At 63.1% G+C, this 15994-nt stretch carries 13 protein-coding genes; all 13 read left to right on the forward strand.

Going from position 1 to position 15994, the window contains the following annotated elements:
- The first annotated feature begins 10 nt into the window (after positions 1-10).
- Positions 11-1363, forward strand: a complete 1353-nt coding sequence (locus NE609_RS06805) for a GntP family permease (protein WP_121587023.1) — start codon at positions 11-13, stop codon at positions 1361-1363.
- Between the two features lie 19 nt (positions 1364-1382).
- The gene (locus NE609_RS06810; protein ID WP_279221679.1) at positions 1383-2738 is read left to right on the forward strand and encodes a D-serine ammonia-lyase; all 1356 of its coding nucleotides are present in this window, start codon (positions 1383-1385) and stop codon (positions 2736-2738) included.
- 614 nt (positions 2739-3352) lie between these two features.
- A complete protein-coding gene (locus tag NE609_RS06815) occupies positions 3353-4873 on the forward strand; it encodes a sugar ABC transporter ATP-binding protein (protein ID WP_121587025.1) in 1521 nt (506 codons plus the stop codon).
- Positions 4860-5864: an ABC transporter permease gene (locus NE609_RS06820; RefSeq protein ID WP_256152104.1), complete on the forward strand. Its 1005-nt coding sequence runs from the start codon at positions 4860-4862 to the stop codon at positions 5862-5864. The genes NE609_RS06815 and NE609_RS06820 overlap by 14 nt, the downstream gene beginning before the upstream one ends.
- A 59-nt stretch (positions 5865-5923) precedes the next feature.
- On the forward strand, positions 5924-6994 hold the full coding sequence (locus NE609_RS06825; RefSeq protein WP_256152105.1) for a sugar ABC transporter substrate-binding protein: 1071 nt from the start codon (positions 5924-5926) through the stop codon (positions 6992-6994).
- 146 nt (positions 6995-7140) lie between these two features.
- On the forward strand, positions 7141-8187 hold the full coding sequence (locus tag NE609_RS06830) for an ABC transporter permease (protein WP_101548692.1): 1047 nt from the start codon (positions 7141-7143) through the stop codon (positions 8185-8187).
- A 42-nt stretch (positions 8188-8229) separates the two neighbouring features.
- Positions 8230-9054: a sugar phosphate isomerase/epimerase gene (locus tag NE609_RS06835; RefSeq protein WP_256152106.1), complete on the forward strand. Its 825-nt coding sequence runs from the start codon at positions 8230-8232 to the stop codon at positions 9052-9054.
- Between the two features lie 27 nt (positions 9055-9081).
- A complete protein-coding gene (locus tag NE609_RS06840; protein WP_121587029.1) occupies positions 9082-10617 on the forward strand; it encodes a xylulokinase in 1536 nt (511 codons plus the stop codon).
- 24 nt (positions 10618-10641) lie between these two features.
- Positions 10642-11649 (forward strand): dihydroxyacetone kinase subunit DhaK, encoded by a 1008-nt coding sequence (locus NE609_RS06845; protein ID WP_121587030.1) that lies wholly within the window; start codon positions 10642-10644, stop codon positions 11647-11649.
- An 11-nt stretch (positions 11650-11660) separates the two neighbouring features.
- Positions 11661-12275: a dihydroxyacetone kinase subunit L gene (locus tag NE609_RS06850; RefSeq protein ID WP_101548700.1), complete on the forward strand. Its 615-nt coding sequence runs from the start codon at positions 11661-11663 to the stop codon at positions 12273-12275.
- A 12-nt stretch (positions 12276-12287) separates the two neighbouring features.
- A complete protein-coding gene (locus NE609_RS06855; RefSeq protein WP_121587031.1) occupies positions 12288-12953 on the forward strand; it encodes a class II aldolase/adducin family protein in 666 nt (221 codons plus the stop codon).
- Positions 12954-12978: 25 nt separating this feature from the next.
- Positions 12979-14520 carry an L-fuculokinase gene (locus NE609_RS06860; protein WP_256152107.1) on the forward strand — a complete coding sequence of 514 codons (1542 nt, stop codon included), beginning with the start codon at positions 12979-12981 and terminating at the stop codon, positions 14518-14520.
- Complete coding sequence (locus NE609_RS06865) at positions 14517-15962, forward strand: hypothetical protein (RefSeq protein ID WP_256152108.1); 1446 nt, start codon at positions 14517-14519, stop codon at positions 15960-15962. Before NE609_RS06860 ends, NE609_RS06865 begins: the two co-directional genes overlap by 4 nt.
- The last annotated feature ends 32 nt before the right edge of the window (positions 15963-15994 follow it).

Genomic DNA, 15994 nt, shown 5'->3' on the forward strand with positions numbered 1-15994 from the left:
AGAGAACGGCATGAATACTCTGATTGTTTTCCTGATTTCCATGGTTTTTCTGCTGGTGGTCCTGATCCGCTTCAAATGGAGCGCGTCGGTGGGACTCGTCTCTGCGACGATCATGATGGGGCTGCTTTCCGGCATGAAGATCGCCGACCTGACCGGCGCCATCAGCGGCGGCTTCGGCAGCACGATGACCAGCACCGGACTCGTCATCATCTTCGGATGCATCTTCGGCGAGATGCTCGGCTCGTCCGGCGCGCTGGAGGAGATCGCGAAATTCCTCCTGCGCAAGGTCGGCTCCAAGCACGACTACCTCGCGATCAACCTGCTGGGCTACGTGGTCTCGATCCCCGTCTATTTCGGGTCGGCCTACGTCATGCTCTCGCCCCTGCTCAATTCGCTGCAGAAGCTCACCAATAAGAAGATGACCGGCTATGTGAACGCGCTCTTCGTGGGCCTGCTGCTCACCCACTGCATCGTCGCGCCGACGCCCGGCCCGGTCGCGGTCGCGGCGGAGGTCGGCGCGAATCTCGGCTGGTTCATCTTCTACGGCCTGATCGTCTCGATCATCGCGAGCCTGCTCTGCGGCTGGCAGTTCTCCAACGGCATCAACGCCAAAGGCCGCAAGGAGGCCCAGGAGTTCCTCGACGCCAACAGCGACCTGATCAAGGCCGACGAAACCAAGCCGTCGGCGGGCATCGGCTTCGCGCTGATCCTTTTCCCGATCATCCTCATCGTGCTCGGCGCCGTCGTGCCGATGTTCGTTGCGGAGGGGAGCATCCTCTACACCGTCTTCCAGTTCATCGGCGATAAAAACGTCGCCCTCTTCATGGCGATGCTGCTCGCCGCCGTGACCCTGCGCAAATACCTGGTCGCGGGCCCGGCCAAGAAGGGCATCATGCGGTATATCGACACAAGCGCCAACAAGGTCGGCAGCATCCTCATGGTCATCGGCTGCGGCGGCTGCTTTGCCAAGGTCATCACCCAGACGGGCATCGGCGACGCGCTGGCGAACATGTTCTCCCACTTCAACATGCCCGTGCTGCTGCTCGGCTTCCTGCTCGCCATGATCATCCGCGCGGCGGTCGGCTCCGCCACGGTCGCCATGATGACGGCGGTCTCCATCGTCGGTCCGGCGATCGCGCTGCAGGGGCTGTCGCCCGTGCTCGTGGGCCTCGCGGTCTGCGCCGGCACCGTCGGCCTCACCCTGCCCACCGACGGCGCCTTCTGGCACCCCTCTCAGCTCAACGGCATCTCCATCAACGAGACGATGGTCGTGACGGTCAGCACCACGCTGGCCAGCGTGGTCGCCTTTGCGATCATCCTGCTCATCAACTGCTTCAGCGGCTTCCTGCCGGGATTATTCTAGTACGTTTTAGGAGTCGATTATGGATAACACGATATTGTCGATGGAGGAAAGCGAATGGAGCGCGAAATACCCGCTCCTCCGCTCCCTCCGGGATTTACGGGAATGCTTCTGGATCAACGATCAAAAACGCCCCGCCGCGCAAGCGGCGGGGAACTGTCCGTTCACCATCCGGGACATCGAGGACGCCAGCGACCGGCTGGACCGGTTCGCCCCCTATCTCGCCGCGGCCTTCCCCGAGACGGCCGTTTCGGGCGGGATTCTGGAGTCCCCGCTGCGGGAGATCCCCCGCATGAAGAAGGCCCTCGAGGAGCAGAGCGGCGTCCCGATCGACGGGAGGCTGCTGCTCAAATGCGACAGCGAGCTTCCGATTTCCGGCTCCATCAAGGCGCGAGGCGGCATCTACGAGGTCCTCAAGCACGCGGAGGAGCTCGCGGTCGAAGAGGGGCTGCTCTCCTGGACGGACGATTATGCGCGCCTCGCGGAGCCGCGCTTCCGGGAGTTCTTTTCGCGGTATAAGATCGCGGTGGGCTCGACGGGGAACCTCGGGCTTTCGATCGGCATCATGAGCGCGAAGCTCGGCTTCCACGTCACCGTCCACATGTCGGCGGACGCGCGCCAGTGGAAGAAGGATATGCTGCGCGGCCTCGGCGTGCACGTCGTCGAATATGAGAACGACTACAGCCTCGCGGTCACCGAGGGGCGCAGGCAGGCGCAGTCCGACCCCTCCTGCCACTTCATCGACGACGAAAACTCGAAGGACCTCTTCCTCGGCTACGCGGTGGCCGCCCTCCGGCTCAAAAAGCAGCTGGAGGAGATGCGGATCGCCGTCGACCGCGAGCACCCGCTCTTCGTCTACCTGCCCTGCGGAGTCGGCGGGGGGCCTGGCGGCGTCGCCTTCGGCATCAAGACCCTCTTCGGGGACGCGGCTCACTGCTTCTTCGCAGAGCCGACCCATTCCCCCTGCATGCTGCTGGGGCTCTACACCGGACGCTACGACGGGGTCTGCGTGCAGGACATCGGCATCGACAACCGGACCGCGGCCGACGGGCTGGCGGTCGGCAGGTGCTCCCATCTGGTCGGGCGGCTGATGCACCCGTTTATCAGCGGCGCGATGACGGTCAGCGACCGGCACATGTACCGTCTGCTCGCGCGGATGGCGGACACCGAGGGCATCCGCCTCGAGCCGAGCGCGCTGGCCGGCGTCCCGGGCGTCCTCAACCTCCTCGGGACCGGGGAGGGGCGCGGCTACCTGGTCCGGGAGAAGCTCGCCGGCTTCCAGGGCCAGTTCACGCACATCGCGTGGGCGACGGGCGGCAGCATGGTGCCCGCGGACGTGATGGAGGAGTACTACCGGAAGGGCACGGAGGGGGAATAGCCGTCCGGGGCCATAGACGGAATCAGGAGAAAAAGGACCCGGCGCCTGTGCAGACAGGCGCCGGGTCCTTTTTGTCCGGGACGGCGCCCGCGTCATCCGCGGGCGCCGTTTTTTACCCGCGCGGGGAAGGCCGGATACGCGGATACGCACCTCCGGGAGAAAAAACTGTGTCACTTTCTACAAAGAAACGCGGACGGTTTTGTTGAGCTGGAACGAATCGGGGGAAATATTCATTTTTGGTATTGACTTTGTTGATAAAAAGTATAATAATCAAGTAAAAGATTACATAATTTGAAATAAAAAAGTTAAATATTTTCTCAAGAAAATCTGCTTCAGATTTCCATTTTTGCGCTTTTTTCAAATATTATGTTGCAAATCGTGTGAAATTTCCGTGATAAACATGCGATTATTCGGGCGCTTTGACAACGTGGCAACGCAATTTATTTCAAAAATGATAAAAATATTATGAATTATAATTTGCCAGATTAAAATTAAGTTTTTGCCGAAAAGATCGACGACGGCCGCACACCGCAGCGCCGCGGACGCCCGGGAGGTAACGGTTGCTGCCGCGGGGTCACGGCAGCATTTATAACAATAAACAGGTGAGGTATCTTATGAGCACTGTGATTTTGGAAACAAAAAATCTCACAAAGGCGTTCGCAAACAAAAAGGTCGTCTCCGGGGTCGACTTTGTTGTCCGCGAAGGCGAAATCACCGCCCTGCTGGGGGAAAACGGCGCGGGCAAATCCACCTTCAAAAACATGCTTGTCGGTCTGCTTGAACCCACCGAGGGGTCCATCACCTTCGACGGCAGGGAGATGAAGGAGATCAAGATGGGCAAGCTGCCGATCGCCGCGGTGCATCAGGAACTGAGCCTGTTTTTGAACCTCACCGTCGCCGAAAACATCTGCATCGAGGACTTCCCCGGGAAGAAGTCGATGGTCAACTGGAAGAAGTGCCGGGAGGAAGCCCTCAAGTACATGGGCATCATGAACATCCAGCTCGACCCGGACGCGATCGTCGGGACCCTGGGCCCCGGCGAGCAGCAGCTGATCGAGATCGCCAAGGCGATCCGGCTCAACCCCCGCGTGCTGATTCTCGACGAGCCCACCGCATCCCTGACGGCGCCGGAACGCGAGCGGCTGTTCGAGGTGATGCGCACGCTGAAGAAACAGCGCATCGGCATGATCTTCATCACGCATTTCCTGGACGAGGTGTTCGCCGTCTGCGACAAGGTCGTCGTGCTGCGCAACTCCGAAAAGGTCTGCGACGCGCCGGTGACGGAGGTCACCAAGCACGAGATCGAGGAGCACATGGTCGGCCATTCGCTGGAGGGTTCCTCCTTCAGCCTCGGCAAGCCGGGCCCGGAGGTCGCGCTGCGCGTGACCGGGCTCGAGTCGGAGAGCTTCGCGGACATCAATTTCGAGGTACATAAGGGCGAGATTCTCGGCGTTGCGGGCCTCATCGGCGCGGGACGCACCGAGCTGATGGAATCCATCTTCGGCCTGCGCAAATGCGGGGGCACGATCGAGTTCATGGGCGAGACCTTTAAAAGGTGGAACACGCAGCAGCTGATCAAAAAGGGCATGGTGATGATCCCGGAGGACCGCAAAAATTGCGGCATCTTCCCGCGGCGCGACCTGAAGGAGAACATCACCGCGGCCCAGATCGACCACTTTGTCAACCGCAGGGTGAAGTTCTTCGGCTTCCGCAGGGAAAAGGAGAACGCGCAGAAGGTCATCGACCGCTTCCGCGTCGCCTGCCCCGGCATCGAAGCCTACATCACCGAGCTCAGCGGCGGCAACCAGCAGAAGATCATCGTCGGCCGGTGGCTGAGCCATTCCCCGAAGGTCTGCATGTTCGACGACCCCACCCGGGGCGTGGACGTGGGCTCGAGGGCGGAGATCGGCGAGTACATCGTCGAGCTTGCCAAAACGGGCACGGCCGTGATCCTGGTCTCTTCCGACCTGAACGAACTGGTCTCCATGGCGCACAGGATCATCGTGATGCGGCGCGGCCGGATGGTCTCCGAGCTGATGCGCGAGGACTTCGACGTGCGCCGGATTCTGTCGATCGCGTCCTCACAACAGGAAGACGAATCGTCGGTAGGGGGTAACCATGGTGAAAACGCATAAAAGCCCGCTGAAAAGATTTATGAGCGAGCAGTGGGCGGCCGCTCTGATCGGCAACATTCTGCTCTTTTTGATCCTGGCCGTGTCGCAGCCGGCCTTCTTACAGGCGACCAACATTATGAACATCCTCTGCCAGTGCAGTCTGTTCGGAATCATGGCCATCGGCATGACCTTCGTCATCTCCACCGGCGGCATCGACATTTCGGTGGGCATGAACGCGCTGTTTACCATGGCGCTGATGTACCGGCTGAACTCCTATGGCATCTTCCCCGTGTGGGCGATCTTCCTGATCGTGCTGGTCGTCGGGTGCCTGGTCGGACTGCTCAACGGCTTCATGGCCAGCGTGCTCAACTTCCCCGACATGATCGCCACGCTGGCGACGATGTCCATCCTGCGGGGCGCGGCCTACCTGCTGCTCGACAACTCCCAGAAGTTCGTGGACGCCCCGCTGCGGGTGATCGGGAACTCCAAGCTGTTCCAGCTGGTTCCCACCCCCACGGTCCTCATGGTCATCATGACCGTCATCGGCATCCTCGTTCTGCGTTACAGCCGCTTCGGCCGGTATGTGCTGGCGGTCGGCGGAAGCAAGAACTCGGCCGTCTTTTCCGGCCTGAACGTCACCCGCATCCGGATCGGCGCCTACGTCATCTGCGGGGTCTGCGCCGCGCTGGGCGGCATCGTCTACGCCGGGCGCATCGGCTCGATCGCCCCCAACTCCTGCATGGGCTACGAGTTCACCGTCATCACCGCCGTTGTTCTGGGCGGCACCAAGATGAGCGGCGGCAAATCCTCCATCGTGGGGTCCGCGCTCGGCTGCGTTTTCCTCTACCTGATTGAAAACGCCATGACGATGCTGGACATCTCCAGCTACTACCAGGTCTTCGCGCGCGCGGTGATGATGCTCTGCGCCATCGCGATCGACACCGCCACCACGATGCGCAACAACGCGAGCGTCATCAGGGAACGGCGCGCGCGCTTCCTGCAGATCCAATAGGATTGGTACCCGGCACGGCTTGCCGTGCAGAAAATAACAAAAGTCTAGGAGGACAAGAAATGAGAAAGGCATTAGCACTGGTTCTGGCGCTCGCAATGACACTCGCGCTCGCCGCCTGCGGCAGCTCCGCACCCGAGGCGCCCGCGAACACCCCGGCTCCCGAAAGCGCCGCCCCCAGCGCGGCGGACGACGCCGCTCCCGCCCCCAGCGAGGACGCGGGCAAGACCATCAAGATCGGCGTTTCCACCGATACGGCCACTACGGTTTTCCGCAAGGTGGAGCTGATGGGCCTTTACAGCGCGGCGGAGGCCGCCGGCAACGTGGAGATCATCGAGCTGTGCGCCGATGACGACACCACCACCCAGCACACCCAGTTCAAATCCCTGATCGATCAGGGCGTCGACGTCATCGTCTGCTGCGCCATCGACCAGGACGCCATCCTCACCGCTTATGACTACGCGCAGGCGGCGGGCGTTCCGGTTATCAACTACGACCGCAAGGTGGAGCACGAGAACGTCTTCTTCACCGCGATGTACGATTCCTACAGCGACGCCAAGCAGCTCGCCGAATACCTCCTCTCCGTGGACGACGGCGAAGAGCACACGATCTTCCTGACGGTCGGCTCCCTCGCGGACCCCAACGGCATTGCCCGCCGCGAAGGCTTCCAGGAGACGATCGCCGCCTCCGGCCACACCAACCTCAAGGTCGTCGAGATCATGACCGACTGGGACGTCGACAAGGCGCTCACCAACATGCAGAACGCGCTGCAGGTCTACACCCCCTGGGCGGTCGCCAACGTCTCCGCGCACATGGACGGCTCCTGCTACCAGGCGCTGGAGGAGGCCGGCCTCAAGATTAAACGCGGCGAGGAAGGCCATGTCTACTACACCTCGCTCTCCGGCGAGCCTCCCGCAGTCGCCTACATGGAAGAGGGCTACACCGACAAGATCTTCGTCATCCCGGCCGACACCGCCGGCGGCGCGATCTTTGACGCGGCCGTCAAGCTCGTCAACGGCGAGACCCTTGAGAGCGACACCTTCTATATGCCCACCTTCGGCGTCGGCCCCGACGAGCTCGAGGCGAAGTCCGACGAGATCTGGACCGTTAAGTATGCCGACATGCTGGGATAATCTCCCCGCAAACGCAAGACGCGCCACCCTGTAAACTTTCCGCCCAAAGGTGCGGCGGGTTTGCCGCCGGCTCGGCCGCGGCAGACCCGCCGTTCCCCGAGGGAAGCTCGCACAACCCAAGAACGCTTCGATGAGAGGTCAATCATATGGATACAAAGTTCAAAAGCAATTCGACATTGGGAAATAAGAATCGGTTCTGGAACGGCTTCAAGAAGTTTTCCTTGGATTTGCCGGTTGTGTATATGCTGATCGTGGTCTGCGTTGTGATGGGCTTCCTGAATCGCAATTTCTTCTCGATGGCGAACATCATCTCCATGCTCACCTCGTATTCCTACTACATCATCGGCGCCATCGGCCTGGTATTCGTGTTCCTTTCCGGCAACTCGGGAATCGACCTGAGCATCGGATATGTGACGGGCTTTTCCGCCGTGGTCTCCACCAAGACCATGTCCCTGCTCTCCGACGCGAACCCGGATATGAACCCCTGGCTCATCATCGTGCTCGGCCTGCTGGTCTCCTGCACGATCGGCGCGCTGTTCGGCCTTCTGAACGGCATCGCGGTGGCAAAGTTCCACATCGCGCCCTTTATCATCACCCTGGCCAGCCAGCTTCTGGCAATGGGACTGTGCTATGTGTTCACGAACGGTTACACCGTTTCCGGCGGTCCCCGGGAGCTCTCCCGGCTCTCCACCCTCACGGGCATCCACATCGGGAAGACCATCATCCCCATGGCGGCGATCATCCCCATCGTCATCTTCATCCTGATGGCGGTGGTGCTGAGCAAGACCACGTTCGGCAGGCAGGTCATCCTGACTGGCAGCAACCCCAAGAGCGCCGAGCACGCGGGCATTTCGGTCTCCCGGATCTATATCATCGTCTACCTGCTCTCCGGCGTCTTCGCCGGGATCGCGGCGATGTTCATCCCCATGTGCATCGGCGGCGTGAACCCCGATGTCGGCGCAAACCTGCTCATGCCGATGGTGGCGGCGGTCACGATCGGCGGGATCAGCCAGTCCGGCGGCTACGGCAACATGGTGCAGGCCGGCTTCGGCATCCTGTTCATCATGTGCCTGATGAGCGCAATGACCTTCCTGGGCTTCGGCCTGCCGACCCAGCAGCTCGCCTACGGAATTGTAATCGTGTTTACAATGACGCTCCTCGGCTACATCGAGAGAAAGCGTTTTAGAGTATAAGCGCGCAAAAAAGTCATTAAGAAGGTAAAGGAGTAATCAACAATGAATTTCGGAATTGGCTCGTTCGCATACAGGTGGTCGATCGGCCGCCCCTACTACCGCCCCGAGGACCCCATGACGGTGGACCAGCTCATCGACCGCTGCGTCAAGTACGGCGTGAAGGCGGTCCTGCTCTGCAACAACATCTCCCTGCACGAGTTCACCGAGGAGCAGCTCACCGCGATCCGCGACCGGATCGTGAAGGAGGGCATGACGGTCGAGACCGGCTCGCGCGGCACGGATTTCAACTACTTCAAGCGGATGCTCGAGGTCTCCAAATTCCTCGGCTCCAAGGTGCTGCGCATCGGCTGGGACATGGACCGCGACACCGACGCGGCCGGCCTGGAACGCCAGGTGCAGAAGGGCATCGAGACGATCGGCGCGCTCATGCCCACGGCGCACGAGTACGGCGTGCACGTCGCGATCGAGAATGGCAAGCTCAACGACGTCTACGAGGTCAAGAAGATCATCGAAGGCGTGAACGACCCCTTCTTCGGCTGCGCGCTCGACACCTGCAACTCCACCTGCTTCATGACCCCGACCGAGACGGTGGTGCGCACCCTCGCGCCCTATGCGAAGACCGTCCACTTCAAGGACTATGTGGTCACCCTCGACCCGCGCGGCGACGTGATCACCGGCGTCCCCCTCGGACAGGGCTACGTGGATTTCCCGCTCATGCTGGACATCCTCAAGCAGAACAGCTACGACGGGAACATCTTCCTCGAGCTCTACATCAACCGCTGCGACACCCATGCCGAGACCGTCGCCTACGAAGAGGAATGCGTGAAGCAGAGCATGGCCTACGCGCATGACACGCTGGGCTTCTGACCCGGATGCCAGAGCGGAGGTGCGCATATGAAAGAGGCGTATATCGGCGTCGACATCGGCTCCTCCGGCTGCAAGGCCATCGCGGTCGACGGGGAGGGGAAGACCCTCGGCGTCCAGTCGGTGCGGTATGACAACACCCTGGTCTGCACGGGGCTGGGCTGCTATGAGCAGCCCGCCCGCGTGCTGCGCGACGCCGGGCTTGACTGCATCCGCGCGCTCGTGCGGGAGCTCGGCCCGGACCGCCGCACGGCGGCCATCGGCCTCACCGGTCAGATGCACGGGCTTGTGGCGCTGGACGAACATCTGGAACCGCTCCGCCCCATCCTCAGCTGCGTCGATTTCCGCAATGAGAAGCAGAACGACGAAATCTACGCCAAGGTGGGCGGCAAGGAGGGCCTGCTGCCCTACACCAACAACAAGATGGTCCCCTCCTGCACGGCGGGGAAGATCCTCTGGATGCGGGAGAACGAGCCCGCGCTCTTTGCCCGGACGCGGGTCGTCGTGAACCCCAAGGACTATGTGCGCACCGTGCTGACCGGCGTCCCGGCGACCGACGAGTCGGACGCCAGCGGCTTCGGCGTCTACGACGTGCGAAACCACCGCTGGAACCGGGAGCTGCTCGACCTGATCGGCCTGCCCGAAGAGGTGCTGCCGCCGGTCCTCCACGCCGACCAGGCGGTCGGGACCGTGCTGCCGGAGGTGGCCGCCGAGCTGGGTCTCGGCCCGGATACGGTGGTCGTGGCGGGCGCGGGGGACGCGATCATGCAGACGGTGGGCTCCGGCGCCGTGGAGGAGGGCGTCTACAGCGTCGTCCTCGGCTCGGGCGGGCTCATCTCCACCTCGCTGGGCGTCTGCGCCCACAACGAGGGCGCACGGCTGCAGGTCTATTCCAGCGCTATCCGCGACCAGTGGGTGGCCTACACCGGCCTCATGAGCGTGGGCACCTCGGTCAACTGGATGCGCGAAAGCCTTTATGCGGCCGAGTCCGCGCGCGGCGCGGAAGAGGGCTTCCGGCGGATGGACGAGGAGGCCGCGCGGGTGCGCCCCGGCTGCGACGGGCTGCTCTTCTTCCCCTCGCTCCTCGGCCAGCGCAACCCGGTGGACGACCCCTACGCGAAGGGCGTGACGGTGGGGCTGACCCCGTCGCACACCCGCGGGCACCTCTACCGGGCCCTGCTGGAGGGGCTGGCGTTCGGGATGCGGGAGGTCTACCTCCAGCTCCGCGAGGTGGGCGCGCCGATGAAGTGCATCCGGATTTCCGGCGGCGGCGCGGTCAACACCCTCTGGTGCCAGATCTTCGCGGACCTCTTCCAGGCCCCGGTCCGCCGGGTTCCGGAATATTCCGCCTGCGGCGCGCTGGGCGCGGCCGTGCTGGCCTCCCACCACGGCAGGGACCCCGCGTCGCTGCCCGGGCGGTTCGCCTCCTTTGGAAGCGACCGCACCTTCGAGCCCGACGCGTCAAAAAAAGCGGTCTACGACGACCTGTTCGCCGTCTACACGCAGATCTATCCCGCGTCGAAGGGGATTTTTCAGGCGCTCAAGCGTTTTGACGAGACCCATTGACCACTCGTTTCGGAGGGAATACATATGAAAAAAGTCATCAACCAACCCGCTGATTTTGTCGATGAGACGATGGAGGGCATCGTCGCCGCCTACGGCGACCGGGTGCATTTCCTGGACGGCGACCGCCGGGTGCTGGTCTCCGGCTACCCCTCCAAAAAGGGGAAGGTCGGGATCGTGACGGCGGGCGGCTCCGGGCACCTGCCGCTCTTTTTGGGCTACGTGGGCGCCGGCATGGTGGACGCCTGCGCCGTCGGCAACGTCTTCGCCTCTCCCGCCTACACCAAGATGGCAAGCGCCATCCGCGCCGTCGATTCCGGCGCGGGCGTCCTCTGCCTCTACGGCAACTACGGCGGCGACAAGATGAACTTCCAGCAGGCGATCGAGGACTGCGAGTTCGACGACATCCGCTGCCGCAGCGTGCTGGCGTGCGACGACGTGGCCTCCAGCCCGAGGGAGACCGCCGAAAAGCGGCGCGGCGTGGCGGGCATCCTCTACGCCTACAAATGCGCCGGGGCCGCGGCCGACCAGATGCGGAGCCTCGACGAAGTCGCGGCGGTCGCCGAAAAGGCGGTCGCCAACACCCGCACGATGGGCGTGGCGCTCACCCCCTGCATCGTGCCGGAGGCGGGCCGCCCCACCTTTGCGATCGCGGACGACGAGATCGAGATCGGCATGGGAATCCACGGCGAGAAGGGCATTACGGTGGAAAAGATGATGACCGCCGACCGGATCTCCGAGATCCTCATGGAAAAGCTGCTCGCGGACCTGCCGCTGAAGGCGGGGGACGAGGTCTCTGTCCTGGTGAACGGGCTGGGCGGGACGCCCGCGGAGGAGCTGTTCATCGTCTACCGCCGGGTGGCGCAGATTCTGGGGGAGCGGGGCGTGAGGATTTTCATGCCCCATGTGGGCGAGTTCGCGACCTCCATGGAGATGGCGGGCCTTTCCGTCACCCTCTTCAAGCTCGACGGGGAGCTCAAGGAGCTGCTCCGCGCGCCCGCTTCCACCCCCTTTTACACCAATGCCAACAAATGATGGAGGGCGTTATGACGACGAAAGACCTTTGCAGGGCGATCGACGCGATCTCCGCGCGGATCGATGAAAACAGGGACGCCCTGGTGAGCCTGGACCAGCAGAACGGCGACGGAGACCTCGGCATCTCCATGAGCGGCGGGTTCCGCGCCGTGTCCGATTTCCTGCACGATTCGCAGGAGACCGATCTGGGGAAATGCCTCAACCGGTGCGGCGACCACTTCAACGAAGCGGCGCCCAGCTCGCTGGGGACCATCCTCGCCTTCTTTTTCAAGGGCATGGCGAGGAGCCTGAAGGGCACGGAGACGTGCGACGCGGCGCGGCTTGCGGAAGCGATGCGCGCGGGGCTGGAAAACGTGATGGCCAAGGCCGGCTCCAAGCCGGGAGAAAAGACCATCCTCGACTCCCTGACTCCCGGCGTCGAGGCGCTGTCGGCCCATGCCGGGGAGGGCGCGCGGGCCGCTTTCGCCAAGGCCGCGAAGGCCGCGCGGGAGGGCAGCGAGGGGACCCGGGCGATGAAGGCCGTATGGGGCCGCGCCGCCTATTACGGGGAAAAGAGCCTGGGCGTTCTGGACGGGGGGTCCGTCGTCGGGGCGCTGATTTTTGAAGCGATCAATGATATGGAATAGGGTGTGATATCGATGTTTGAAGAATTCATGTACCAGCAGGCCGTGCGCCAGACCAAACAGGATATGCTCAAGGTGGGCTCCCGCCTTGCCGAAAAGGGTCTCCTTGTCGGCAAGGGCGGCAACTACAGCGTCCGCATCGGGGAGAACCAGATCCTGCTCACGGCCTCCGGCTTCTGCAAATCCGAGATCAGCGAGGAGCAGATCAGCCTGGTGGATATGGAGGGCAACCTCCTGGAGGGCTTAAAGCCCGCCGCCGACATCCGGATGCATCTGGAGGTCTACCGCTCGATGCCGGAGATCCGCGCGATTGTGCACAGCCATCCGCCCATCATGACGGGCTTCGCCATGTCCAACTACACCTTTGAGGACTTCTGCATGCCCGAGGCGATGCTGGACATCGGCGGGATCGAGGTCACGGAATTTTCCGTGCCCACCACGATCGAGGTCCCCCAGGTGGTGCACAAGTGCATTCAGAAGAACCCGGACGTGCGCGCGCTGATCCTCAAGGGCCACGGCGTGCTCTGCCTCTCCTCGGTGGACGTGATGGACGCCTGCTACAAGCTCGAGTGCCTCGAGGCCGTCGGGCAGGCGATCCTCGTGACCAACGCGCTGGGCGGCGCCTACCAGATGACCCCGCGTGAGATCGAGGGTGTGCGGGCGATCCTGGCGAAGAAATAACGACCGCCGTTTTGGGGGGAACACCATGTATTTTATCGGCTTGGATATCGGCACAACCGGCTGCAAGGCCGCCGTTTTCGACGAGACGGGCGCCTGCTTCGGCAGGTGCTACGAGGAATTCGACATCATCTGCCGCGCCCCCGGCTGGGCGGAGCAGAGTCCCGCGGTCATGTGGGACGCCGTCACGCACGTCCTGAAGGAGTCGGTCGCGCAGGCGAAGGCGGCGGGCATGCGGGCGGAGGAGGTCCGCGCGCTCAGCACCTCGGTGCTGGGGGAGGAGGTCATGCCGGTGGACGGGGACTACCGCCCCCTCCGGGACGCCATCCTCGGCATGGACTACCGCGCCGACGAGGAGACGAAGCTGCTGACCGGGGCGGTCCCGGCGCAGCGGATCTACGACATCACCGGCTTCCCGCCGCATCCGATGGGCTCGCTCCCCACGATCCTGTGGATGCGCCGCCACGAGCCGGAGCTGATCCCCCGGACGTATAAATACGTCACCTTCACCGAGTACGTCATGAAACGCCTCGGCGCGAGGGAAGGGGTGGTCGACCACCCGCAGGCCGGCCGCACCATGGCGTTCGACATCGAGAGGAAATGCTGGTCGGACGAGCTGCTGCGGGCGGCGGGGCTGGACCGGAGCCTCTTCTGCGAAACGGCGGAACCCGGCCGGGTCGTCGGGAACCTGTCGCGGGAGGCCGCGGCCGAGCTGGGCCTCACCGAGGCGGTGGCGCTGGTGGCGGGCGGACAGGACCAGACCTGCGCAGCGCTGGGCGCCGGGCTCATCGATGAGAGCATCGGCATGGATTCCCACGGCACCATCGAGGGCATCGGCGTGATGTCCTCGAAAAAGATCACCGACGAGCGGGCGCTCGCGGCGGGCGTCTCCTGCTACGCCTACACCATCCCCGGGCGGTATTTCCTCATGTCCTCCTCCCAGGTGGGCGGGCTGCTGCTCAAGTGGTTCAAGAACAACTTTTCCCTCGCCGAGGAGCAGGAGGCGCGGCGGACCGGCAGGAACGTCTACGACGTGATGACGGAGCGCGCGCCCGAGGGCCCCAGCGGCGTGATGGTGCTGCCGCACTTCATCGGCAGCGGGCCGCCCTGGAACGACCTCGACTCGCGGGGCGCGATCGTGGGGCTCACGATCGACAGCACCCGGCATGACGTGGTGAAGGCCATCATGGATTCACTCACCTACGAGTTCAAGATCAACATGCTCTACTACGAGGATATGGGCTTTCGCTTCAAGGACATCCGGGTGGTGGGCGGCGCGTCCAAATCGCCGCGGTGGATGCAGCTCAAGGCGGACATCCTGAACCGCCCGGTCTCCACGCTGCGGGAAAAGGACGCCGCCTGCCTCGGCGCGGCGATGATCGCCATGTGCAGCATGGGGGCGTACCCCTCCTGCGAGCAGGCCGTGCGCGCCTGCGTGAAGGTGGACCGCGTCTACCGGCCGGACCCCGCGTGGACCGGCGCCTACGAAGCCGCCTACCGGAAGTACACGCACCTCTATGATTCATTGAAGGAATTTAACCACATCAAAATTCCAGGAGGCACCGTATGAGTAAATTTAACCGCAACGCAAAGCCCAAGATGGGGATCCTGCCCATCGCAAAGACGAACCAGTACCAGGGGAACATCCGGAACTACATCGAGGTCGCCCGGCGCACCTTCGGCGCGGACCCGGAGATCGAGATCATGATTCCCGACGAGCCGCTCTTCGACATGGACGAGATCATGGAGACCTGCACCGCGATGGAGAAGGCCAACTGCGACATGTTCCTCTTCGTCATCGGCTCCTGGATGTACACCTCCCTGGTGACCACCGCGGTCAACTCGCTGGGCGGCAAGCCCTGCGTCATGTACGGGCTCTGCGACGAGATCGCCAACGGCTCCCTCGGCGTGTCGGTGCAGCTGCGCTACGTGATGGAGGAGATGAAGCTCCCCTTCGTCTACATGTACGGCAGGATCGACGACGCGGAGCGCGCCGCGGACATCAAGAAGGCGCTGCGCGCCGCGTGGACCAAGAACGACATGGCGGGCAGGAACATCGCGCTCATCGGCGGCAAGTGCATGATGATGTACCAGACGCAGGTGAACGAGTTCAACTGGAAAAAGGTGTTCGGCATCGATTTCCCCCAGTACGACCACGTCGAAATCTTCAAGGAGCTGGAGAACATCGACGAGGCGGAGGCCGAGCGGCTCGCGCGGCAGTTCATCGACAACTGCGCCAAGGTCAACTGGAAGCTGGAGAACGGCGAAAAGATCAACGAGGACGCCATCCTCTCCCAGATGCGCCTGTATCTCGCCTATAAGCGTTTCCAGGAACTCTACGATGTGGACATGTTCGCCACCAAGTGCATGCCCGAGCTGGTGAACAAGTGCTACGGCTACAGCTACGGCGCCTGCCTCGCCACCGCGCTGCTCAACGAGGAGGAGTCCACCATCGCGGCCTGCGAGGGGGACGTGCCCGCCGGCGTTTCGATGTACATCCTCAAGAAGCTGGCCCACGCCCCGGTGATGTTCGCGGACATCTCCCGCCTTAACGAGCAGAACGGTGTGATGAACTTCTTCAACTGCGGCTCCGGCCCCGTGTCCATGGCGAACAGCCTGGGCTACCGGCTGTGGCCCATCCCGCCGCTCGTCCCCGACGAGGCGGTGGCCAAGCCCTACCTGAACGGCGATTCGGGCGGCGCGTGCATCGAGTTCGAGTTCGAGGGCGACCGCACCGTCACGCTGCTGCGCCTCGGCGGAAACGACGACACCCTGCGCTTCCACGCGGCCGTCGCCAAGACCAGCCTGCGCGTGAACAACGACGAGGAGGACCCCAACAACAGCTTCGCGGGCGGCACCCGCTGGCCCGGCTGCGGCATCAGGCTCGAGGACCCGGACTCCTTCCTACGCAACGCCACCGGGCACCACTACGCGATCGTCTACGGCGATTTCTCCAAGGAACTGGAATACATCTGCGGCTTCTACGGCGTCAAGCTGGTCATGGACCGCTGACGCCATCCGCCCCGGCGGGACCCATCTCCCGC

Source organism: Anaerotruncus sp. DFI.9.16, from assembly GCF_024461615.1.
Taxonomy (GTDB): Bacteria; Bacillota; Clostridia; order Oscillospirales; family Ruminococcaceae; genus Anaerotruncus; species Anaerotruncus massiliensis.

What these genes read in the sequence shown, in the direction of transcription:
- NE609_RS06825 (WP_256152105.1), top strand. Translation starts at nt 5,924, where the DNA reads ATGAGAAAGGCATTAGCACTGGTTCTGGCGCTCGCAATGACACTCGCG.
- NE609_RS06855 (WP_121587031.1), top strand. Translation starts at nt 12,288, where the DNA reads ATGTTTGAAGAATTCATGTACCAGCAGGCCGTGCGCCAGACCAAACAG.
- NE609_RS06850 (WP_101548700.1), top strand. Translation starts at nt 11,661, where the DNA reads ATGACGACGAAAGACCTTTGCAGGGCGATCGACGCGATCTCCGCGCGG.
- NE609_RS06805 (WP_121587023.1), top strand. Translation starts at nt 11, where the DNA reads ATGAATACTCTGATTGTTTTCCTGATTTCCATGGTTTTTCTGCTGGTG.
- NE609_RS06830 (WP_101548692.1), top strand. Translation starts at nt 7,141, where the DNA reads ATGGATACAAAGTTCAAAAGCAATTCGACATTGGGAAATAAGAATCGG.
- NE609_RS06860 (WP_256152107.1), top strand. Translation starts at nt 12,979, where the DNA reads ATGTATTTTATCGGCTTGGATATCGGCACAACCGGCTGCAAGGCCGCC.
- NE609_RS06840 (WP_121587029.1), top strand. Translation starts at nt 9,082, where the DNA reads ATGAAAGAGGCGTATATCGGCGTCGACATCGGCTCCTCCGGCTGCAAG.
- NE609_RS06815 (WP_121587025.1), top strand. Translation starts at nt 3,353, where the DNA reads ATGAGCACTGTGATTTTGGAAACAAAAAATCTCACAAAGGCGTTCGCA.
- NE609_RS06845 (WP_121587030.1), top strand. Translation starts at nt 10,642, where the DNA reads ATGAAAAAAGTCATCAACCAACCCGCTGATTTTGTCGATGAGACGATG.
- NE609_RS06865 (WP_256152108.1), top strand. Translation starts at nt 14,517, where the DNA reads ATGAGTAAATTTAACCGCAACGCAAAGCCCAAGATGGGGATCCTGCCC.
- NE609_RS06810 (WP_279221679.1), top strand. Translation starts at nt 1,383, where the DNA reads ATGGATAACACGATATTGTCGATGGAGGAAAGCGAATGGAGCGCGAAA.
- NE609_RS06835 (WP_256152106.1), top strand. Translation starts at nt 8,230, where the DNA reads ATGAATTTCGGAATTGGCTCGTTCGCATACAGGTGGTCGATCGGCCGC.